Source organism: Paraburkholderia sp., from assembly GCF_028283785.1.
Classification (GTDB): domain Bacteria; phylum Pseudomonadota; class Gammaproteobacteria; order Burkholderiales; family Burkholderiaceae; genus Paraburkholderia.
Genome location: NZ_JAPWKB010000008.1, coordinates 82,757 through 104,304, shown reverse-complemented (window position 1 = coordinate 104,304; position 21,548 = coordinate 82,757). Strand labels below are relative to the sequence as shown.

General features: G+C 60.9%; 22 protein-coding genes. 11 read left to right on the top strand and 11 right to left on the bottom strand.

Features of this window, described 5'->3' with window-relative positions:
* Positions 1 to 84: 84 nt before the first annotated feature.
* Together PW947_RS10090 and PW947_RS10085 are read right to left on the bottom strand one after the other, a co-directional pair.
* Positions 85 to 1,476 (bottom strand): MFS transporter, encoded by a 1,392-nt coding sequence (locus PW947_RS10090; RefSeq protein ID WP_299631330.1) that lies wholly within the window; start codon positions 1,474 to 1,476, stop codon positions 85 to 87.
* A 230-nt stretch (positions 1,477 to 1,706) separates the two neighbouring features.
* Positions 1,707 to 2,522: a LuxR C-terminal-related transcriptional regulator gene (locus PW947_RS10085; protein ID WP_299631328.1), complete on the bottom strand. Its 816-nt coding sequence runs from the start codon at positions 2,520 to 2,522 to the stop codon at positions 1,707 to 1,709.
* Between the two features lie 98 nt (positions 2,523 to 2,620).
* Between PW947_RS10085 and PW947_RS10080 the strand changes: the two genes are divergently transcribed.
* Positions 2,621 to 2,842, top strand: coding sequence for a hypothetical protein (locus PW947_RS10080; RefSeq protein WP_299631327.1), 222 nt, complete (start codon positions 2,621 to 2,623; stop codon positions 2,840 to 2,842).
* Between the two features lie 129 nt (positions 2,843 to 2,971).
* On the top strand, positions 2,972 to 3,415 hold the full coding sequence (locus tag PW947_RS10075) for a RidA family protein (protein ID WP_299631325.1): 444 nt from the start codon (positions 2,972 to 2,974) through the stop codon (positions 3,413 to 3,415).
* A gap of 179 nt (positions 3,416 to 3,594) precedes the next feature.
* Here the strand turns inward: PW947_RS10075 and PW947_RS10070 are convergent, their stop codons facing one another.
* Positions 3,595 to 4,326, bottom strand: coding sequence for a GNAT family N-acetyltransferase (locus PW947_RS10070; protein WP_299631324.1), 732 nt, complete (start codon positions 4,324 to 4,326; stop codon positions 3,595 to 3,597).
* Positions 4,327 to 4,774: 448 nt separating this feature from the next.
* Between PW947_RS10070 and PW947_RS10065 the strand changes: the two genes are divergently transcribed.
* Both PW947_RS10065 and PW947_RS10060 read left to right on the top strand, forming a co-directional pair.
* Entirely contained in the window at positions 4,775 to 5,779 is a 1,005-nt protein-coding gene (locus PW947_RS10065) for an alpha/beta hydrolase (protein WP_299631323.1), read from the top strand.
* 61 nt (positions 5,780 to 5,840) lie between these two features.
* Positions 5,841 to 6,833 (top strand): alpha/beta hydrolase, encoded by a 993-nt coding sequence (locus PW947_RS10060; RefSeq protein ID WP_299631322.1) that lies wholly within the window; start codon positions 5,841 to 5,843, stop codon positions 6,831 to 6,833.
* A 219-nt stretch (positions 6,834 to 7,052) separates the two neighbouring features.
* On the opposite strand, the gene PW947_RS10055 is transcribed toward PW947_RS10060, so the two are convergent.
* The 3 genes from PW947_RS10055 to PW947_RS10045 are packed head-to-tail and all read right to left on the bottom strand — an operon-like array spanning position 7,053 to position 9,668.
* Complete coding sequence (locus PW947_RS10055) at positions 7,053 to 7,988, bottom strand: aminotransferase class IV (protein WP_299631321.1); 936 nt, start codon at positions 7,986 to 7,988, stop codon at positions 7,053 to 7,055.
* Between the two features lie 7 nt (positions 7,989 to 7,995).
* Entirely contained in the window at positions 7,996 to 8,541 is a 546-nt protein-coding gene (locus tag PW947_RS10050; protein WP_299631320.1) for a peptide deformylase, read from the bottom strand.
* A complete protein-coding gene (locus PW947_RS10045) occupies positions 8,538 to 9,668 on the bottom strand; it encodes a branched-chain amino acid ABC transporter substrate-binding protein (protein WP_299631318.1) in 1,131 nt (376 codons plus the stop codon). Before PW947_RS10045 ends, PW947_RS10050 begins: the two co-directional genes overlap by 4 nt.
* A 126-nt stretch (positions 9,669 to 9,794) precedes the next feature.
* On the opposite strand from PW947_RS10045, the gene PW947_RS10040 reads away from it, so the two are divergent.
* On the top strand, positions 9,795 to 10,286 hold the full coding sequence (locus PW947_RS10040; protein ID WP_299631317.1) for an Lrp/AsnC family transcriptional regulator: 492 nt from the start codon (positions 9,795 to 9,797) through the stop codon (positions 10,284 to 10,286).
* A 665-nt stretch (positions 10,287 to 10,951) separates the two neighbouring features.
* On the opposite strand, the gene PW947_RS10035 is transcribed toward PW947_RS10040, so the two are convergent.
* Both PW947_RS10035 and metE read right to left on the bottom strand, forming a co-directional pair.
* On the bottom strand, positions 10,952 to 11,965 hold the full coding sequence (locus PW947_RS10035) for an acyltransferase (protein ID WP_299631316.1): 1,014 nt from the start codon (positions 11,963 to 11,965) through the stop codon (positions 10,952 to 10,954).
* Between the two features lie 277 nt (positions 11,966 to 12,242).
* Positions 12,243 to 14,534 (bottom strand): 5-methyltetrahydropteroyltriglutamate--homocysteine S-methyltransferase, encoded by a 2,292-nt coding sequence (gene metE / locus PW947_RS10030; RefSeq protein ID WP_299631315.1) that lies wholly within the window; start codon positions 14,532 to 14,534, stop codon positions 12,243 to 12,245.
* A 109-nt stretch (positions 14,535 to 14,643) separates the two neighbouring features.
* Between metE and PW947_RS10025 the strand changes: the two genes are divergently transcribed.
* Positions 14,644 to 15,552: a LysR family transcriptional regulator gene (locus PW947_RS10025; RefSeq protein ID WP_299631314.1), complete on the top strand. Its 909-nt coding sequence runs from the start codon at positions 14,644 to 14,646 to the stop codon at positions 15,550 to 15,552.
* Between the two features lie 68 nt (positions 15,553 to 15,620).
* Here PW947_RS10025 and PW947_RS10020 read toward each other — a convergent pair whose 3' ends face one another.
* Positions 15,621 to 16,685, bottom strand: a complete 1,065-nt coding sequence (locus PW947_RS10020; RefSeq protein WP_299631313.1) for a HoxN/HupN/NixA family nickel/cobalt transporter — start codon at positions 16,683 to 16,685, stop codon at positions 15,621 to 15,623.
* Positions 16,686 to 16,827: 142 nt separating this feature from the next.
* On the opposite strand from PW947_RS10020, the gene nikR reads away from it, so the two are divergent.
* From nikR to PW947_RS10005, 3 genes are all read left to right on the top strand, one after another.
* Positions 16,828 to 17,286, top strand: coding sequence for a nickel-responsive transcriptional regulator NikR (gene nikR / locus PW947_RS10015; protein WP_299631311.1), 459 nt, complete (start codon positions 16,828 to 16,830; stop codon positions 17,284 to 17,286).
* A 64-nt stretch (positions 17,287 to 17,350) separates the two neighbouring features.
* Positions 17,351 to 17,719, top strand: coding sequence for a DUF2946 domain-containing protein (locus PW947_RS10010; RefSeq protein WP_299631310.1), 369 nt, complete (start codon positions 17,351 to 17,353; stop codon positions 17,717 to 17,719).
* Between the two features lie 208 nt (positions 17,720 to 17,927).
* On the top strand, positions 17,928 to 18,407 hold the full coding sequence (locus PW947_RS10005) for a copper chaperone PCu(A)C (RefSeq protein ID WP_299631309.1): 480 nt from the start codon (positions 17,928 to 17,930) through the stop codon (positions 18,405 to 18,407).
* A 21-nt stretch (positions 18,408 to 18,428) separates the two neighbouring features.
* Here the strand turns inward: PW947_RS10005 and PW947_RS10000 are convergent, their stop codons facing one another.
* Both PW947_RS10000 and PW947_RS09995 read right to left on the bottom strand, forming a co-directional pair.
* The gene (locus PW947_RS10000; RefSeq protein WP_299631307.1) at positions 18,429 to 18,989 is read right to left on the bottom strand and encodes an isochorismatase family protein; all 561 of its coding nucleotides are present in this window, start codon (positions 18,987 to 18,989) and stop codon (positions 18,429 to 18,431) included.
* 70 nt (positions 18,990 to 19,059) lie between these two features.
* Positions 19,060 to 19,770, bottom strand: a complete 711-nt coding sequence (locus tag PW947_RS09995) for a hypothetical protein (protein ID WP_299631305.1) — start codon at positions 19,768 to 19,770, stop codon at positions 19,060 to 19,062.
* Between the two features lie 195 nt (positions 19,771 to 19,965).
* Here PW947_RS09995 and PW947_RS09990 point away from each other — a divergent pair, with 195 nt between their 5' ends.
* A complete protein-coding gene (locus PW947_RS09990; protein WP_299631304.1) occupies positions 19,966 to 21,000 on the top strand; it encodes an SGNH/GDSL hydrolase family protein in 1,035 nt (344 codons plus the stop codon).
* A 99-nt stretch (positions 21,001 to 21,099) separates the two neighbouring features.
* Positions 21,100 to 21,489 carry a DUF1801 domain-containing protein gene (locus PW947_RS09985; protein WP_299631302.1) on the top strand — a complete coding sequence of 130 codons (390 nt, stop codon included), beginning with the start codon at positions 21,100 to 21,102 and terminating at the stop codon, positions 21,487 to 21,489.
* The last annotated feature ends 59 nt before the right edge of the window (positions 21,490 to 21,548 follow it).

Here is a 21,548-nt window from a genome sequence, read left to right as displayed (position 1 = left end):
GGCTCGGGATCGGGCATCGCCCGTCGTCGTAGCCAGGCGACTTCGCCACAGTCTGACGCGCTCAACCAGCGCAGCGAGCACCGGCTAACTAACGCGTCCTGTAAGTTGGGTGCGGCGTTCGCGCGTCGACTCGATCGGCAGCACTGCCACGACGACGGCGCCGATCACGAGCAGTGCCGCTGCGTACAGCAACCCGGCCGAGAAACTATGGGTCAGGTCTTTGAGCCAGCCCACCACTAACGGATTCAACGCTGAGCCGATATTTCCCGTGGCATTGATCACCGCGATGCCGACCGCGCGAGCCCGGAAGCTCAGCGCGTGATCGGGTGTCGTCCAGAAGATCGACATCGCGGTGTATGAGCCTGCCGACGCCAGGCAGATCCCCAGCATCTGCACGACGGGGTTTGCCGAGTAGGCCGTACAGAGCCAGCCCGCAGCCGAGAACAGCATGGGCAGCATCAGGTGCCACTTGCGCTCCTGCTTGCGATCGGAACGCTTCCCCCACCAGATCATCGCCACGATGGTGCAAATTTGCGGGATGGCAGCCAGCAGACCGATCGTGCGGTTGCTCGCGTCAGCGCTGAAGCTCTTCACGATCAGCGGCGTCCAGACCGCGACCATCGCGAGCGTGTTGACCAGACAGAAGTACGCGAGCGCAAACTTGATCACCGTCGGCGACACGAGTTCGCTGACAAGGCTCTTCTCTTTCATAGTCGATGTGCGCGGAACCGGATCGGTCCGGTGCTCCGCAGCGAGTGTCCGGGACAGCGTGAGCTTTTCATCGGAACTGAGCCAGCTTGCCTTTTCCGGCGAGTCGTGAAGATAAGCGAACGCGACCAGTCCCAGGATCGCCGACGGCAAGCCTTCCAGAAAAAATAGCCATTGCCACCCTTTAAGTCCGAGCGTCCCGTCCAGTGCCAGCACGTATCCCGATAACGCGGAGCCGACGGCGGCCGTCACCGGCATCGCGATCATGAATAACGCGTTGGCTCTGGCGCGATACGTACTGGGAAACCAGTAGGTCATATAGAGCAGAATGCCCGGCAGAAAGCCGGCTTCGGTCACGCCGACCAACACGCGCAACAGGTATAAGGTGCCCGGGCTGCTCGCGAACATCGTCGCCGTGGATGCCAGCCCCCACGCGATCATGATGGTCCCGATCCATTTCCTCGCGCCAATGCGCGCGAGAACGATGTTGCTGGGAATGCCGAACGCGATGTAGGCGATGTAAAACAGCGTCGTGGCCAGACCAAACTGGGTCCCCGAAAGCCCCAGATCCTTCATCATGGTCAGTCCGGCGAATCCGATATTGATCCGATCCAGGAAAGAGAAAAAGAACAGAACGAAGAGAAACCACAGCAAATGCCGCGAGACTTTTGCCATCACATGCTGCTCGAGCCTGGTGGCGTGCTGCGCGGCGTCGTTCGAAGGCCCGCCGCGCAACTGTCCGCGCTCGGCCGATGGGGTCGTTTCCATGTGTGTTGTCTCCACGATCTAAAGCTATCTCGAACGCCGGAGCACTCGATGCAATCGCGTCAGGTTCGTCCGGGGGGCGAGGTGTGGCGATGACCGAAGTATGGCGTGCCGCCCGTCAGCGCTGTCCCCAAATCGGGTACATGCCGAAGGGCGCGATAGACCAGGAGAAACCCCAGGTGCCACGTGCCGGGGAGGCGCGGCAGCCGTGGGATCGACGGGGAAATCGAGCGTTAGCTTTTGGCGGACGCCAGGCACAAGGCGAACAACTGACGCTGGCTCGAAATACCAAGGCGACGAAATGCGCGCTTCTGGTAGGTTACGACGCTTGAGGCATTCACACCCATCGACTCGCCGATCTCTTGCGCGGTAAGGCCCTCCAGAACGCCGCAGAGTACATCCAGTTCGCGCCTGGACAAATCAGGGCAGAGTCCGCGAACCCGGGTCAACATCAACTGCGGAATACCGGTCTGAATCTGGCCACAGAGCGTGTAATGATGCCTGGCCGCTTGCGCGATCAGCGGTGCATAGGCCTCGATTATTGCGATTTCGTTCTGGTGAAAATGTCCGTGCCTACGGTCGCGATAGAGGTTGACCGAGAGCCAGATGCCCTGCGACGGCTGCAGCAGAAGGGACAGTCGGCCTGACACATCGGGCTTGTGATAGCAGGCAGCCCGATAGTCCTCATGCAACACGTCTTCGCTGGTTTGCTGGTGCAGCAGGACGGTTGAGCTGGTGTGGGAACTGCTTGCCGAGACGATCGTTTGATTACCGTCGAGAGCGTAGAAGCGTTTGGCGTAGGCATCCGCTACGTCACGCAAAAAGCGGCCGCCACGGTGATCTGCGACGGAGATCGTCCTCGGGCGCGTACCAAATTCGTAGGCAAATACGGTGCACTGGGAGATGCCTGCCGCTTCCCCCACCAGTTTCAGGACTTCCGCTGCAAATGCATTGGAATCGTCACTCCCGATGGATGAAACCAGGCTGGTCGCCCGCGAAAGATCCAGGTGTCCTGACGGGCTGGGGCGATCGAGCCGCCATGAGCGCATGATTGGATTCAGAAAGTTTAGGTTAACCTTATTTTAAGCGCCGGCCGCGCCCGCCGCTCGTCCCGGTGCTTCCGTCTTCATCAGACAGGAATTTCGACGTGATTGCCCTCAACCTGGTCGTGCTCGCTCGATTCCAGGATCACCATGGATTCGACGGCGTGATGCTCGGACGATCCGGAATGGACCATCACTTCGAGTTCACCCAATGCCGCACACACCCGGTTGCGCCGTCGCCGACGCATGAGGACTTACTGGTGTTTTACGTCCCGGACCGGGATGAGTATCGAGTCGTTCTGCAGAACGCGGCGTGGTCCTCGTAACGCACCATCGTGCAAACGGATACCGGTTTAATGTTTTTCCCGGAGTCGCTTAGAGGGAAAAACGGCCGTGTACAGTCATGCTCTAGCCGACGGTCGATGACCGCTTTCCTGACTCTAACGGACAAACACATGGCAGACCGAGAATTGATCGTGCCGCCGACGATGCAGCGTATTGTTGAACGCGCGGGTTATGTACCGGCCGTCAAGGTGGGTGCTACGGTGTTCTGCGCTGGACAGGTCGGACGTACCGCCGACCTCGAAGTGATCGCGGATCCGGAGACACAGTTTGTCGCGTGCTGGGAGAACCTCCGGGTGGTGCTTGAGGCGGCCGGGTGTACTTTCGAAGATGTCGTCGATATGACGACTTACCACGTGCAAATGCATGCGCATATGCCCATATTTCGCGAGGTAAAAAATCGGATTTTTCCGCGCGGTACTTGCGCATGGACTTCTATCGGTGTGGCCGAACTCGCACATCCAGGCTTGCTGGTCGAGATCAAGTGCGTCGCTGTGCAGCGGGATTCGGTCGCGAGGAGTGTGTCTGCTGACGGCTTGAAATCGAACGTTGGTTGAGGGGTATCGACTGACAGCAATGGGTCGGGATGGGGTAGTCTCTTGCAACGGCGACCTGCACAATACGCTGATGCGTGGCCAGTTTCTGCCTATGAGTGCCCCATCTCTTCAATGTCCAGGATGCATCGTCCTGTGAGGCCAACGCCAGCGCCGCTCGCCCCGCCCTTGCGCCGTAGCAATTACCCTCCATCAGCCGACGACCTCATGATTGCCGTCAGTTGCAGGGTCCTGGCAACGCGATAGCCAAGCTCCCGATACAGACGAACGGCGGAAACATTATTGGTGAACACATGAAGGAACGGTACTCTGTTGCGTTCCTGGATTGTTGCCGCCAGATGCTCCATCAACTGTCGACCGAACCCTCGCCCGCGCCATTCCGGGTGCGTGCATACGGCGCTGATTTCGACGTACTTCCCGGCCGTCATTCGTTCGCCTGCCATCGCCACCAATTGGCCACCCTTCCTGATGCCAAAGAAGTGACCCAGTTCGTTGGTCCGGAGATTGAACGGTCCGGGCTCCGTCATTTCGGCGAGCCGGAGCATATCCGGTGTGTCGTCGATGCCTAGTCGCACGATCCGCTCGTCGGACGATACGGTGGACGTAGTGGCAGCAACCATCTGATTTGCCACAGCCTCGCGCACCACGTCGAAGCCGGGCGGCAAATCAGGCTTGCCCGCCGTGAAGAATGAAAGGCGCTGTCCTGGCTGGAGCATCGCCACAACGTGTGACACGCTTTGCGCGGTGTAATTTTGCGCAGCCCCGAACGGTGCAAATTCCGGCCGATACCGGGCTCCGCCTTCGTGGCGCTCCACGAAGGCGGGGGGAGCCTCAGCCAGAGCGGCCCAGACGGGATTGGCAAGATATTCTTCCGTTGCGATTTCGCTAACTGGTTCAATGCTGGAAGACTGCATGACGCGCTCCTGTTTTGTTCAACTTCTTTGCTGCGGGACCGCGGTCAGTCGAACAGCGCCGCGTGCTTTTTGATAGTGCCTCCACCGTCATTGCCGCAGTGCCGGTCAATTCCTCGACCAACACGTGGCTCATCTCCGCCGCAAACTCATGGTGATTCACCGTACGTGTACGCCAGTTGCGCCAGCGATAAAAAACTTACGAGAGACATTTGAAAGCGCCGCTCAGTTCATTAATTGGGAAGGCGACGAACGTTTCAGTCACCAGATCTGAACTGAAGTATCGTAATACTCCTGATCGGTGGTTGATGATTATTTCGTACTCATGTTTGCAGAATCCCGCTCTCGACGTAGCCGGAGCGCGTTGGGTTGCATTCGCGAACCCACGCTGCGAAACGGAATGAGAAGACCGCGTCCTTCCCGGACGACCACACCCGAGAAAGTACCTGCCATGATCGCCCACACCTTCGCCTCGCCCCGTCATTCCACGCACTATTGGGAGGCAGGTCCTGCCGAGGGGCCATTGATGATTTTCCTTCACGGCTGGCCTGGGGTCGGTCTGATGTGGCGCGCGCAGATCGAGGCTTTCGCGTCGGAGGGCTGGCGCTGCATTGCGCCGGACATGCGCGGGTACGGCGGGTCGTCGACACCCGGCGCGCCCGATGCCTATGCGCTCAAAGAGGTGGTTGACGACCTGATCGCGCTTCATGACCATCTGGGCGCGAGTCCGGCAATATGGGTCGGCCACGATCTCGGAAGCCCGGTGGCCGGGGCGCTCGCTGCGCATCACGCGAAGCGCAGCCGCGCAGTGGTTTTCGTCTCCGTTCCGTATATGCCTGAAAGCTTCGGGTTGCGCAGCCTGCTGCCTCTGGTCGATCGCACGCTCTATCCCGCCGACTGCTATCCCGACGGGCAATGGGACTATTACCGCTTCTATACGACGCATTTCGATCATACCGTTGCCGACTTCAATGCTGACATAGCGGCGACACTGGCGGCGATCTATCGGTCTGGAGATCCGGGTTCCGTGGGTCACATCTCACGGTCTGCGCTGGTCTCGCGCAATGGCGGCTGGTTCGGTTCTGCACGTCGCGCGCCGTCGGTGGCTCCGGACGCTGCGCTCTGGCCATCTGCTGACTTCAACGCGCTGGTCGATGCGTTCCGTGTGACCGGTTTTCGTCCGGGGAACGCCTGGTATCTGAACGATGACGCCAACCTCGTCTACGCTCGAACTGCGCCTGACAGCGGCCGCCTCAGCCAGCCGGTGCTGTTCGTGAATGGCGAATTCGATGGTATCTGCGACATCACCCGCAGCGCTCTCGGCGAGCCCATGCGAAATGCCTGCACGGATCTGTCGGTGGCGACGCTGCGCGCAGGCCACTGGCTTCCGCTCGAACACAAGGCCGAACTCATCCAGGTAATCAGCTCCTGGCTCAACGCGAAGGGACTGTCGTAACCATCACTAAGGCATCCTGAGTCGCGTCGGGTCCTGCGTGTCGAATAAAGGAGTGAATGAAATGAGTGCCTCGAACAGCGATGAGATGGCAGCATATTCCAGCGAAGGCATAAAACACTATGACATCGAGACCAACGGCATTACCTTGCATGTGACGGAGCAGGGGGACGGGCCAGTCGTGCTGTTCTGCCACGGCTTTCCGGACACCTCCTATACGTGGCGCCGGCAGATGAAAGCGATCGCGTCGGCGGGATATCGAGCAATTGCTCCGGATATGCGGGGTTATGGGCTCAGCTCGGCTCCTGCCGACGCAAGCCTGTACACCCCTTTGCACACGACAGGCGACCTGGTGGGTCTGCTCGATGCGCTAGAGATTTCCCGTGCCGTCCTCGTCGGTCATGACTGGGGGGCGACGCACGCGTGGAACGCGGCGCTGATGCGCCCGGACAGATTCGCGGCGGTATTCGGCCTCAGTGTGCCTTTCGTGCCGCGCGGAGACGTCAGTGTTTTCGACACAATGCGAAAAGCGGGGCATCAAAACAAGTTCTATATGTTCGAGCAGATTCGGGCCGACGCGGACGAGATCTGGGCCAACGCCGCGGTGACCATTCCCGGCATTCTGTATTGGGCATCGGGTACTGCGCCGGCCGGCCTCCAGTGGAGCCCAATGGATCCGGCTCGAAGCCTTCATCGTGCTGCCCCGGGACCGTTGCCTGCGTGGGCGCCAGCGGACTACGTCGCGCATAACATCGCGGAATTTCACCGTACCGGTTTCCACGGAGGGTTGAATTACTACCGCGCGGCCGAGCTGTATTTCAACTTGTCCGCTCCGTGGAAGGGCGCGAAGATCGTTCAGCCGTCATTTTTTATCTGGGGCAACGCAGACGGTCTGAAGGAGCTCTATCCGCTTGGCCTGGAGCACCTTCGTGCCGGCTTGCCGGGCCTTGCGGGGGCACTCGAACTCGATAACGTGGGGCACTGGGTTCAACATGAGGCCGCCGCCGAGGTCAGCGACCAACTGCTGAAGTTTGTCCGCACCGTTGATCTCGCATGATCGCTACGTACGCTGCCCGGCTTGCCGGCCCCAGGCTCCGCTTCGCGCCGTTCATATGTGCTGCTGCAGAATGACGCCCGTCTCGGACGACTCGAACCTCGGTAGTTGGCCTCCCGCGAAAATCGCAGCGTCGCGTGAGCCGACGAAGCACGGCTCGCTCTTCCGGATGCGACCAGAAGCGGTGGATCGATAGCAGGAGCTAGCGTTTTACCGCCGCTGCTAAGGCGCGTCGTAATCCACCGTCAGCGACCACGCCGGATCGTCGTGTTTGGCCCAGTAAGCGTCGAACAATGCACGCGTCAACGGCCCCGGTTTGCCGTCGCCAATGCTGGTGCCATTCAGCTTCGTCACCGGCATGATGCCGCCCGCCGTCGACGTGATGAAGATCTCGTCGGCGCCGCGCAATTCGGTTTCGCTCATGTCGCATGCATGTGCGGGGATGCTTAGCGTCGCCGCCAGATCGAACACCGTGCGCCGCGTAATGCCATGCAGTACACCGTGCTCGGGCGTAAAGAGTTCGCCTTGCCGGACGATGAAGATATTGAAGCCAGGCCCCTCGGCGATATTGCCGCCGGTATCCTTGATCACGACCGTTTCCGCGCCCGCTTCGTAGCCCTCGAAAAGCGCAGTCACGAGATCGAGCCAATGGTAATTCTTGATCTGCGGATCGACGGATTCCGGTGGAATGCGCCGCACCGTATCGATCACATGCAGATGCAAGCCCTCCTTCAGTTGCCGCGCATTCGCTACCGATCCATACGGCACCGCAAACGCGACGAACTGGTTGATCGCCTCGCGCGGATCGCGACTGAAAGTGGGCGAAATACCGCGTGTACAGAGCATCTCGACATAGGCATTGCGCAGCCCCGAACGCTTGACGCATTGCACCAGCACGTCGCGGATTTCGTCGTCGCTGAGACTGACATGAAGACGCAGTTTCGCAAGCGAGCGGCGGAACCGCGCGAGGTGCAGATCGAGTCTGAAAAACTTGCCGTTCCAGACATGCACGGTGTCGTAGGTCACGTCCGAGTGCAAGAGGCCCCAGTCGAGCACGGAGATACGCGCTTCGGACATGGGCATGTACTGGCCGGCCATAAAGGCCATGCCGGTTGGATAGGTAAGGCCGTCGAGGCGGCCGATATCGGCAGTCGTCATCGTGAGCTCACAGGGGTTGCGGGACGTAATCGACCTGTTCCGTAAACGCCGCGCGTCCTGTTTCGAACACACTGCGATGCACGAACGGGTTCTCGCCGATGGCTCGATCGAACGACAGCACGCCGTTCAGATGATCGATTTCATGCTGTATCAGTTCGGATTCGGCGGGGCTGAGGCGCTCCTTGCGATACGTCTCACCGTCGAGTCCGAGATACTCGATCGACACCGACGCATAGCGCTCCACACGCACCAGCATGTCGGGAAAGCACATGCAGTCGTCCCACAGCGTCATGCGCGTTTCGCTTTTCCAGACCACTTCGGGATTGAGTACGACAGTGGGCCAGTCGGGCAGCGCGAGACCGATCATCCGCTTGCCGATACCAATCTGCGGCGCGGCAATCGCGCGGCCGAAGCCGTGTTCGGCGCGAAACGCGCGGATTGCTTCGCCGAGGGCTTCGGCGTCGCGCAGCACGTCGGGATCGTGCGTATCGGTGATCGCAAGCGCGACCTCGCGCAGCGAAGGCGAGCCGACAGGAAGAATCTGAGACGTCATTGCGTGACCTCGGAAAGCGCGACCTTGCTGCCCTTCCTGAACGTGGAAATGGTAGCCGCTGGTGAGCGCAGATCGCCGTTGCCGTCGAATGCGATCTGGCCGGTGACACCTTGGAACGACACGTTATGCAGGGCGTCGACGACTTTTGCTGAATCGGTGGATTGTGCCAGCACCATCGCGTGATAGACCGCCATCATCGCGTCGTAAGCATACGGCGCGTAAAGCTGGATCGGCTCGTGATACGCGGCTTCGAAACGGCTGGAAAACGCGGGACCGCCAGGCATTTTTGCCAGCACGCGGCCGCCGTCCGCGCAAAACAGATTACCGTTTAGCGCATCGCCCGCCAGCTTCTGGATCTCTTGGGTACAGAGTCCGTCGCCGCCCATCAACGGTATGTCCATCTGATACTTGACCATCTGTTTGAGCATCGGACCCCCTTGCGTATCCATGCCGCCAAAGAAAATCGCGTCGGGCCTCTTGCCTTTGATCAGCGTGAGCGATGCGCCGAAATCGAATGCCTTGTCCGTCGTGTATTCGCGGGCGGCGACGGGAATATTGGCCTTGCCGATATCGTCGACGAAGACATCGGCGATACCTTGACCATACGCGGTGCGGTCGTCGATCACCGCAACGCGATGCACATGCAACTGGTTCGCGGCGTACTTCGATACGGCCTCGCCGAGAAAGGTGTCGTTCGCCAGCAGCCGGAAGGTCGTGCGATATCCGAGATGCGTGAATTGCGGATTGGTTGCCGAGGGCGTGACTTCGGCGATCTGCGCGGCCGAATAGAGCCTTGCCACCGCAATCGATGTCCCCGAATTCTGATGACCGATCACGGCGCTGACGTGATTGTCGACGAAGCGCTGCGCAACCGTCGTGGCCGTTTTAGGATCGGCGGCATCGTCTTGCGCATCGAGTACGAGCTTGACTGGCACTCCGCCGATCTCCGGATGCGTTGCATTGATTTCGCTCAGTGCGAGTTCGATTCCGCGTTGGCTGTCCTTGCCAAAATGCGCTTGCGCGCCGGTTAGCGCGCCTGCATAGCCAATCGTGACGACAGTGTCCGCGAATGCGGTGGCGCTGCAGAATGACAATAGACAGGCAAGGAATAAGGGCCGCTTGTGCATGGTGTTCTCCGGTGTGCATCGGGCTGTTAATCGATGCTACGATTCTATGCAGGCTCCGCGAAATCCAAAAACACGGCGCTGCCGCTTTGCTTAAGCGGATTTCTTTTTGTTGGGGCTAAACGAAATATGACCGGCACCGCCGCCGCGCTAGACGATTTCGATCTACGCATCCTCGCGATTCTTCAGCACGACAACCAGATCAGCAATCAGGCGCTGGCGGCTGAAATCGGTTTGAGTCCACCGGCTTGCATGCGTCGCGTGAAGCGTCTGCGTGACGAGAAGTACATCGTCAAGGACATATCGGTCGTGGACCCGAACAAGGTCGGTTTGCCGCTGATGATGCTGGTGATGGTGCAGGTCGAGAGAGAACGGGTCGATCTGCTCGATGAATTCAAGCGGTTTTTGAGCGGACTGCCCGAGGTGATGCAGTGTTACGTGGTGACGGGAAAGGCGGATTTCGTGCTGCTGATCTCGATGCGCGATATCGATCACTACGACGAATTTGCGACGCGCGTATTTAGGCAGAACCAGAATATCCGCCACTTCGAAACGATGGTCGTCATGTCGAAGGTGAAGGTAGGGTTGGCGTTGCCGATTTCGACTGCCGGAAACAGTTAGCGAAGGTCTTATGTGTCGGTTTGGGGACAAACAGGGCATTGATCACGCCCCACGATTTCCTCGGGAAATTCCAGCGATGTCGGACATTCTGATCGTCGGTGCCGGACCAACCGGGTGAACGCAGGCCAGGCCGACCTGCCTTTCCGTCAATATACCGGCGACGGCGGATTTCGTGACGTGCCCTGGCCAGCGTCGCTTCTGATTCCGTAGTGGCGTACCGAGGCGGTGCTCCGTGACCGCCTCAAGGCACTCGCTACCGACGTGGAATACGGTATGACATTGGTCGGTGCGCACGCTGACTCTGACGGTGTGCGCGCCACACGCCGGCGCGCCAGCGGCGCCGAGCAGGTTGAGGTGGTCTCGGCCGTGCAAGCGCCGCATGGGAATCGGGCGCGGGCGCGCTGTTCGCGGTGCGTCCCGACGGCGTAGTTGGCTTGGCGCACGACCGGCCGGACGTTAACGCCATGACTGACTGGTTGCGTCACGCGGGACTAGCGCGCTCAATTGCCCGCGGCCAGTTTGGTTTCCGATGCGCTCTTCCTGCAAGCACCGGACTATCTCAACGCTTCTTCGTAACCTGCATGAATGACTGTTATCGAGCACTTCGACTGACTCTTGTGGGGTCGATACGAGCCAGTGGCCACCATGTTGACCAACGCGGCGAATCACATGGCAGATGACACGGGCCCCCGAGCACGGAACCGGGCCCGCTTTATCGCGGCTTGAATCGGGCTTTCAATGTACCGATAGCACCACCATCCCGTTACGCAAACTACGACAATAGACAAAGCCGAAGCGGCCATGCTTACGGCGGTCGCAGAACCGGTCCTGATGTGAAGGAGCTTTTCGACGGCACCTATCACGTACGGGTGCAACAGATAGATCGAATAGCTTGCCGCGCCAAGATCGACAAGCAGATTGCCGCGAACACTGAACCCGGTCTTCTCAAGACCGAGCAGCGACAGGATGATCGCAAAGGCCGGCAAGCCATAGTGCGTCAGACGCACAAATCCCACCGGGTTGCCTGACATCGCATATAGCAAAACGATTGCGGCGACGCCCGCGATTCCCAACGCTGCCCAGACGCCGGGGTTCACTCGAGCAAAAATGTTGGACCTCGATATCCAGTAGCAGGCTACGCCCAGGCAAAACTCAAGTGCCAGAGGTTGTCCCATGTAGTCTGCAATCGCATTTCCCGTACCGTGCAAAGCGACGAAGGAACATATCCCGACAAGAAGCGCGCTTCCTGCAAGGGTTGCGTAGCGCGCTCTCACGCACAGCAGCGACACAGCGATCAGCACATAAAAAAACATCTCGAAGTTTAACGTCCAACCGTTCCGGAGCAGCGGGCCCCAATTCCCGTTATCTTTGATATACGGGAGAAAAAACAGAGACTTCAAAAGAAAAGCCATGCCATCCGTGGTTGTATTGAGCCATTGAGGCTTAACTAACGCGATCGCATATACACCCACCGTGAGTATCCAATACAGCGGCACAATTCGAATGACTCGTTTGATGAAGAACGCACGACCCTCGAGCGGTGCGACGTAGGACATGATGAACCCGCTGATGACGAAGAACACGTCTACGCCGCACTGGCCGAAACGGAGCAATTCGAGGTGGTAAGCAACGACGCAGAGAGCCGCAATGGCTCGGGCAGCTTGAATATTCCTTAGCACTTCGTTTCCCCGTCTTTGTCTATATTGTCGATATCAGGGTGTCATGTTTTTGCTTTTTCGTAATGACAAAATATGTCCGAATCGATCAAAGTCGCGCACGACATCGACACAATCCCGATAGACAGGATGTGATTGTTACGTTCAAACATGATGAGAACGCAACCATGAAAATCCCGCGCCGAGCTCCGGCATAAACGAACAGATGCCACGCCACGCAAGTCCGCCTCAACCGGCACAGCGCGGCACGTATCCAGCCCAATCCAACCGCCCATACGAATTACGACAACGCGCGCAAGCTCCTCGCCGCCGCCACCATGTTCGTCAACGCCGGAATCACCTCCGCCCACTGACGCGTCTTCAACCCGCAATCCGGATTCACCCACAGACGCTCTGCCGGAATCCGTTCCGCTGCCTTGCGCATCAGTTGAACGATATGCGCCTCGCTCGGAATATTCGGCGAGTGAATGTCGTACACGCCCGGGCCAATCTCGTTCGGATAGTTGAAGTCGTCGAATGCATCGAGCAATTCCATGTCCGAGCGCGACGTCTCGATCGTGATCACGTCCGCATCCATATCGGCGATCGACGCGATGATGTCGTTGAACTCCGAATAGCACATGTGCGTGTGAATCTGCGTTTCGTCCTGCACGCCGTTCGCGGTAACGCGGAACGACTCGACCGCCCACTGCAGATACGCGTTCCACTGCGACTTGCGCAGCGGCAGACCTTCACGCAACGCCGCTTCGTCGATCTGGATCACGCGCACGCCGGCCTTTTCCAGGTCCAGCACTTCTTCGCGGATCGCCAGCGCGAGCTGATAGCACGACACCGAACGCGGCTGGTCGTCGCGAACGAACGACCAGTTCAGGATCGTGACCGGACCGGTCAGCATCCCCTTCATCGGCTTGCTCGTCAGCGATTGCGCGTAACGGGTCCACTCGACCGTCATCGCCTTCGGACGGCTGATATCGCCGAACAGAATCGGCGGCTTCACGCAACGCGAGCCATACGACTGCACCCAGCCGAACTGGCTGAACGCGTAACCGTCCAGTTGCTCGCCAAAGTATTCGACCATGTCGTTACGCTCTGCTTCACCGTGAACGAGCACGTCGAGGCCCAACGCTTCCTGCTCTTTCACGCTGCGCGCAATCTCGCTGTGCATCGCGGTTCGATACGCGGCTGCGTCGAGTTCGCCGCGCTTGAACTGACTGCGCGCCTGGCGGATTTCCGCTGTCTGCGGGAACGAGCCAATCGTTGTCGTCGGATAAGCGGGCAAGTTGAACAACGCCGATTGCTTCGTCGCACGTTGCGGATACGCGCTGACGCGTCGGCCGAGCGCGGCGTCGATTTTCGACACGGCCGCCTTGACCGCCGGGTTATGCACGCGCGGCGACGTCCGACGGCTCTCGATAGCAGTCTGATTTGCGTTCAGCGCAGCTTCGACGGATTGACGGCCGGTGTTCAGCGCCTGCGCCAGCACCTTCAGTTCGTCGAGCTTTTGCAGCGCGAAGGCGAGCCACGATTTGATCTCGGCGTCGAGCGTCGGCTCGCTGTCCAGATCGACCGGCGAGTGCAGCAACGAGCACGACGGCGCGATCCATAGCCGGTCGCCGAGCGTCCGGTGCAGCGGCTCCAGCCATTCGAGCGCAGCGTTCAGATCGGTCCTCCAGATATTGCGGCCATTGATGACGCCGACCGACACCACGGCGGTTTCCGGCAGTCTGGCTGCGACCTGAGCGACTTCGTCGCGGGCGTTGATCGCATCGATATGCAGGCCGTCCACCGGCAGTTTGCACGCGAGGTCGAGGTTCTCGCGCAACGGGCCGAAATACGTCGCGAGCAACACCTTGACGCGGCGCGTGGCGAGCGCATCGTACGCGGTGACGAAGGCTTCGCGCCATGCCGGATCGAGTTCGGTCACGAGCGCGGGTTCATCGATCTGCACCCACTCGATGCCTTGCGCGGTGAAGTAGTCGAGCAGCGCGGCATACACGGGCAACAGACGCGGCAACAGCGCGAGCCGGTCCGAATCGTCCTTCGCCTTGCCGAGCCACAAATACGTAACCGGACCGATGATCACCGGCTTTGCCTTGACGCCGCGCGCTTGCGCTTCGCGAATCTGCTCGACCAGACGCGACGGATCGAGCGAGAACCGCGTCTTCGCGTCGAACTCCGGGACGATGTAGTGATAGTTGGTATCGAACCACTTGGTCATCTCGCCCGCTGCCACGCCGCCGCAGCACTGACCGTGATCGTCCGCACCCTGGGCCGAGCGGCCCCGCGCCACGCGGAAATAGTTGTCCAGCGCGTCACCGTGAAAGCCGCGCACACGCTCCGGCAGATTGCCCAGCGTGAAGCTCATGTCGAGCACCTGGTCGTAAAACGCGAAATCGCCGACCGGCACGTGATCGAGCGCTTGCTGGTCGTCCCAATGGCGCGCGCGCAGCTGTGCGCCGAGCGTCTTCAGTTCGTCGCGCGACGACTGGCCCTTCCAGTAGGTTTCAAGTGCGAACTTCAACTCGCGTCGTGCGCCGATGCGCGGAAAACCCAGATTGTGCGTCGTGACCATGTCGTTTCCGTCGTTCAGTAAATAACTGGACGCGATGATAGAATTTTCTGATCATGAAATAAAATGGCTTTATTTCATATATCGATTAGTTTCTTTCATGGAGTGACGCGTGCTTGAACGGATGCATCTGATCGTCATCAGGGAAGTGGAGCGGCAAGGGTCGCTCACGGGTGCGGCGAACGTACTGAATCTCACGCAATCGGCGTTGAGCCATACCGTGAAAAAGCTGGAGCAGCAGTTGGGCACGCCGGTCTGGGATCGCGAAGGCCGGTCGATGCGGCTCACGCAGGCGGGCCAGTATCTGCTGAGGCTCGCGAACCGGATGCTGCCGCAATTCGAACACGCCGAAGAGCGCATGAAGCAGTATGCGCAAGGGCAGCGCGGCACGTTGCGGATCGGCATGGAATGCCATCCGTGCTACCAGTGGTTGCTGAAGGTGGTCGCGCCTTATCTGAAAGCATGGCCGGACGTCGATGTGGACGTCAAACAGAAGTTTCAGTTCGGCGGGATCGGCGCGCTGTTCGGCTACGACATCGACGTGCTGGTCACGCCGGACCCGCTGAAGAAACCGGGCCTGTGCTTCGAGCCGGTATTCGACTACGAGCAGGTGCTCGTCGTCGCCGACGACCATCCGCTCGCGGGGCTCGCGTACGTCGTGCCGGAGCAGTTGTCGTCCGAGGTATTGATCACCTATCCGGTCGAAACCGACCGGCTCGACATCTACAACCAGTTCCTGACGCCGGCCAACGTCGTGCCACGACGGCACAAGGTCATCGAGACGACCGACATCATGTTGCAGATGGTGGCGAGCGGCAGAGGTGTCGCGGCGTTGCCGCGCTGGCTGGCCGAAGAGTATGCGGGCGTGATGCCGTTGACGCCGTTGAAGCTCGGCAGGAAAGGGGTGGCCAAGCAGATTTTTCTCGGCACGCGCGAGACCGACGCGACGATCGACTATCTCACCGCGTTCGTCGAACTGGCGCGGGAATCGGACTGGAGTACGGCGAAGCCGCGACGCTGACGCGCGGCACGCAGGGTGGCGGATCGAACCGGGATCGAAACCGGGAAGCTACACCCGCCGGGAGTCGGTCAGACCTGGCTCGAACCCACCTCGAGTTCGTCGAAGCGTTGCCACCGGTAGACGGCGGCCGACACCAGCCAGCTGACCACGAACACACCGACGATCACATAACCGATCATGCCGAAGTTGTCGTTCAGGCGACCGATCGCATCCCAGACGCCGCCGCTCAGTTGCAGTTTGTCGACCAGCAAACCCAGCCCTTCGATACTCCCGACCAGCAACGCCACCACGACCGAGATCGTCGTGATCGTGATGTTGTAGTAGAGCTTGCGGATCGGTTTCACGAACGCCCAGCCGTAGGCGCCGAGCATCAGGATGCTGTCGGTCGTGTCGATCAGCGTCATGCCTGCGGTGAACAGCACCGGAAACACGAGGATCGACCAGATCGGCATGCCTTGCGCCGCGCCCGCCGCCGAGATTCCGAGCAAGCCGACCTCCGTCGCGGTATCGAAACCCAGTCCGAACAGGAAACCCAGCAGGTACATGTGCCAGCTTTTCGTGATCAGGCCGAACAGCGGACGGAAAATACGTGCCAGAAAACCGCGATCGGCGAGCAACATGTCGAAATCTTCCTCGATATACGGTTCGCCGCGGCGCACCCGCCGGAACGCGCGGATCACCGAGCGCAGGATCACGAGGTTCAACAGCGCGATCGCGAACAGGAAGAAGGTAGAAACCAGCGTGCCGATCAGGCCGCCGATCTCACGGAAGCCCGCCATTTTCGTTTGCAGCGCCATCGCCGTCGCGGCGATGCCCACCGACGCGAGCACGACGATCGTCGAGTGTCCGAGCGAGAACATCAGACCGACGGTGATCGGCCGTTTGCCTTCCTGCATCAGCTTGCGCGTGGCGTTGTCGATCGCGGCGATATGGTCGGCGTCCACCGCATGCCGCAAACCGAACGAGTACGCCAGCAGGCTCGTTCCCATCAGCAGCGGATAATGATGAAACGCGACGAATGCCCAGATCCATGCGCCGACATTGAAGGCGATCAACAGCAGGTAAAGGCCGCCGATTTTCTGACGGAGATTGCCCTGTTCGTCACCGAACAATGCTTTCACAAGATTGGCCATCGATGCTCCGTCGTAGATGAAGACGCACGCCGGCGACGGAAGCATCGCCGGATTCATGGGTGACCATAATCATACTGTTTTCAAAAATCGTCACACTGGAATTTGATGCGCTAACATCGGATCGCACACCGTCGGAGAGATCATGCAGCGCATCACCATCACGATAGACGAAGACCTGCTTGCCACCGTGGACGCGATGGTCGAGGCGCGCGGCTATTCGAGCCGTTCGGAAGCGTTCCGGGACCTGGTTCGCGAAAGCCAGGCGCGCGAACCGGCGGGCGATGCCGGCGAGCAGTGCGTGGCGACACTCACCTATGTCTACGATCACGCAACGCGCGAACTTGCGCGGCGGATCACGCAGGCGCATCACGACCGCCACGATCTGGCGGTGGCCAGCATGCGCGTGCATCTCGATCACGACAGCCTGCTCGAATCGTCGGTGTTGCGCGGACGCGCCGCCGATGTCACCGCCTTCGCCGACAGCGTCGCGAGCCAGCGTGGCGTGCGCTTCGCGCATCTCCACACGATCCCGGTGTCGATCGAACGCGCACGGCATCATCATGGCGACGGTGCCGAGCAGCACGATCACGTGCACGTCTAGCCGGCCACGATGAAGCCGCGACGCGTCGGGTGATAGACTGACGCCGCACTTTCCATCGAACCTCATGTCCATCGGCGCGCGCAAGTATCTGATCGCATGGCTTGGCCTCGTCGCCATGGGGCTGATCGTGCTCGCGCCTGTCGTGAGCCAGCTGGTCGTCGCGGCGCATCGCGTCGGCGACACCGAATCCGCGCTCTGTTCGACGGCGCAATCGCCGTCCGGCGGCATCGATCACTCGCACGCCGAACGCCTCGCGGCATGCGCGTATTGCGGCCTGCTCGCCGATCACGGCGTGGTCCCAACGTTGCCGACTACGCTATTGCCGGCGCTGCTGCTCGCGTCGCTCGTCGGCGTGGCCGCGCTTTCGACGCGTCACGTGCCGTCCGCCACCTTTCCTTCCGGTCGTCCACGAGCGCCGCCGCGCGTGTCCTGATCCCGTCCGCAATCGCATCGTGACGCCGCACCGGCGTTTCGTGCGCCGTCGCGCTTACGCGATGCGCATTGCCGATTCACGTTCTCCACGATCCGGCCGTGTCCGACCGTCATGCCGACAACGGCATTGCCCGATTCGATGATCCACGCGGCGGCTTGCCGACCGCATCCGCAGGGAACACCCTGCGTCAGCATTGCAAAGGAAAACCATGACTCGCATCATCCGAAACCTCGCCGTCGCGCTTCCGCTGTGTGCCGCGTCGCTCGTCGCGTTCGCGGCTCCGGCCGCCACCGTCAAAGTCTCCGACTGCTGGATCCGCTCGATGCCCGGCGATGTCCCGTCGGGCGGCTACTTCAAGCTGATGAACACGGGTGACAAACCCGTCGATCTCGACGGCGTATCGACGAAAGCCTTCGGCATGGCGATGCTGCACCAGACGCAGAGCAACGGCAGCACGTCGAAGATGGTGATGCTCGACAAGGTCACGGTGCCGGCCCACGCGCCGCTCGCGTTTGCGCCGGGCGGCTATCACCTGATGCTGGAGCAACCGGTGAAACCGCTGAAGGTCGGATCGAGCATCCCGATGACCTTCGAATTCAGCGACGGCGCGCGCGTCGATGCGACCTGCGCGGTGAGAAATGCATCGGGCATGGCCAGCATGCAAGGGATGTCCGGCATGTCGAACTGACCGGACGGACGCGCGCCGCCGTTACGCGTCGCGCGTGAAAACGATCTCCGCGCTGGCGGCGACGCCACCGACGCGGCCCGGCGCGCGCTGATTGCGCCAGTAGAGATTGGTGTGGGCGATCACGCCGTCAGGCGGCGGCGCTCCCCACGGCGTCATGTCTTCGGTGGTGTGCGCGTCGCCGACCAGCAGCGCGTCGTAGCCACGCACGAGCGCGCCGTGCAAGGTCGAGCGAATGCACATGTCCGTTTGCGCGCCGGTCACGATCAGTTTGCCGACACCGAGCGTCGATAACACCTGTTCGAGATCGGTCGCTTCGAATGCATCGCGATAATGCTTTTCGACGATCGGTTCGCCCGGCGCTGGCGACAGCGCATCGACGATCTGCCACGCGTCGCTACCCGCTTGCAGTTCTTCGTCGGAATGGCGAATCCAGATGACCGGCACCTGCGCATCGCGCGCCTTCCCGACCAGCACACCGACGGTATCGAGCACCGCGTCACGGCGATACGCATTCGCGACGACGGCGTTCTGAAGGTCGATGACGAGGAGCGCGGTATAGGGGCGATTGGTCAGCGTAGTCATATGCGGATAGGGTCAAGGGCGAACTCACATCTTAATCGTCACTGAGCGCGCGCAGGCGCGCGGCCGCCGCTCATGCGGCCGGCAGCCATCGTCCCGATTGCGGACAGACGCTCACCTCGACGCCGTCGAGCCACACCTGTTCGTCGTCCGGCCGCGCAGCAGTCGCAGTCGAAGCGGCGACGTCGAATGCGACGCCGAGCGCGCGCGCAATCGACGGAGCTTCGATGGGTAATTCCCAAGTCAGGAAAATCTGGCTCCAGTCCTGCCCGGTCACGAAGTGGGACGCGTCGAAACCGCTGCTGCCGCGCCGGATCACGCCATGAGGCTGGCCGGTATCGAAGATCATCACCGTGCCGCGCGTCAACGGAATGCGATGGCCGGTGGCGGCGAAATGCACGTCGAGCCCGACGTCTTCGCTGACAAACAGATTGCAGAACGCCGCGCCGCCATATTGTGCGCCGTCGTGGTGATACCGCGCGCCACGGCACGCCATCAGCGCGACGTCGCTGCGGGCGAGCACGTCGGGCAAACCGAGCGCGGCCGTCCAGCCGGACACGGCCTGCACGCAGCGCGGGTAGTCGGGCCAGCGCATTCGCGCACGCGCCAGCGGCATCTGCTCGACGTCGCCGGGTTCGAGCACGATGTTCGACGCGATCTCGCGTTGCCAGTCGGCGAGCAGCCGTGCGGGCGGCGCAGGAATATCCACCGTGCCGGACAACACGACGTCACCGACGCGTCGGCTGCGGATCGTCTCGCCGCTCCAGAACCAGGAAGTCAGCATGTCTTGCACAAGGTGGCGTCGAAGAAAGGAATCATCTGCACAATTGTAGCGATTCCGCGCGTTTTACCGGTCACGACAACCCTCCCGGCCCGAAGCACAATTTTTGCTACATCGAGATGTCGAACGGGCGAGCGAATCGCGCAATGCCCGCAACACCCGCGTAGCGGCGGCCCACCCGGTTAGCGAGGAGGAGCGATGCGAGCAATCCACGATACGGTACGCACTGCAATTTTTGCCACTTTGATTTCATTGCTGGGCGCGTGCGGCGGCGGCGGCTCGAACGACAGCAGCACGGGCAGCGGAAGCAGCAGCGCGACGACACCAGCGGGCGGCGTCCAGTTGCAAGTCGTGTCGTTCGGCGACAGCCTGTCCGACGTCGGCACCTACGCGCCGATTGCCAGCGCGGTGGGCGGCGGACGCTTTACGACCAATCCCGGCCAGGTGTGGACGCAGGACGTCGCGCAGTATTACGGCGACACGCTCACGGCCGCATACACCATCGACATCAATCAGAAACTCACCGCGCAAAGCGGGTTCGGCTACGCGGAAGGCGGTGCCACCGTGGCGACCGCGGCGGACCTGAACGATTTCCTGACCGATGTAATCGGCGATATCGAAATGCCGGTCAATCAGCAGGTGACGAGCTATCTGAACACGCACGGCAGTTTCAACGCGGGTCAACTGGTGCTGGTCTGGGCGGGCGCGAACGACGTGCTGCGTGCGGGCGCGCTGCCGGCCGCGGCATCCACGGTGCAGTCCGCTGCCAGTACGCTCGCGCAGATCGTCGCGCAGATCGTGACGAACGGCGCGACGCATGTCGTAGTCGTCAACCTGCCGAATATCGGGCTGTCGCCGACCGGCCTCGCCGCGTCCGATGGCGGCGCCAATCTGACCCAGCTGTCGCAGCTTTTCAACGACGACCTGAACACGGCGTTACAGACCGTCGGCGTGCAGGGCAAAGTCATCCAGATCGACGCCTACACGTGGCTGACCCAGATCATCGCGAACTATCAGACCAACGGTTTCAGCGTGTCGAATACCGCTATCGCGTGCGATCCGAACAAGACGCCCAAGCAGACCGCGTTGCTGTGCTCGCCCGCCACGTATGTGACGGCCAACGCGGATCAGACCTATATGTTCGCCGACGAACTTCATCCGACCACGCATCTGCACACCCTGTTCGCGCAGTACGTGGAGCAGCAGATCGCGGCCAGCGGTCTCGGGCGGTGAACCCGACGCGCGCGTCGTGGACAGGCTTCCGGCGTTTCGCTACGTTATCGCTACGGCGCGGGTAGACAGCCGCGCCGCCACGCGAAGCACGGAGACCTTATGAATGCATCGGAACAGATCGACGCACTGATCGCCGGCATCGCCGACTGGCGTGGCGACACCTTCGCCGAACTCCGCAAGGTCGTCCTCGCGGCCGACCCGGAGATCGTCGAGGAGTGGAAATGGATGGGCAGCCCGGTGTGGTCGCGCGACGGCATCATCGCGGTCGCCAATGCCCATAAAGGCAAGGTCAAGCTGACCTTCATGTACGGCGCGAGCCTGCCCGATCCCGACACGCTGTTCAACGCGGGCCTCGAAGGCAACGCCAGACGCGCCATCGATTTTTTCGAGGGCGACACCATCGACGCGCCCGCGCTCAAGACGCTGATCCGCGCCGCGATCGCGTTCAATCAGGGAAAATCGAAGAAAAAAGCGCCCGCAAAAAAATAAACGATGCGCCGCGACCGTCACCGCTTTCATCCCCGCCTTCTGTCCCCGCTAAAGGTTTG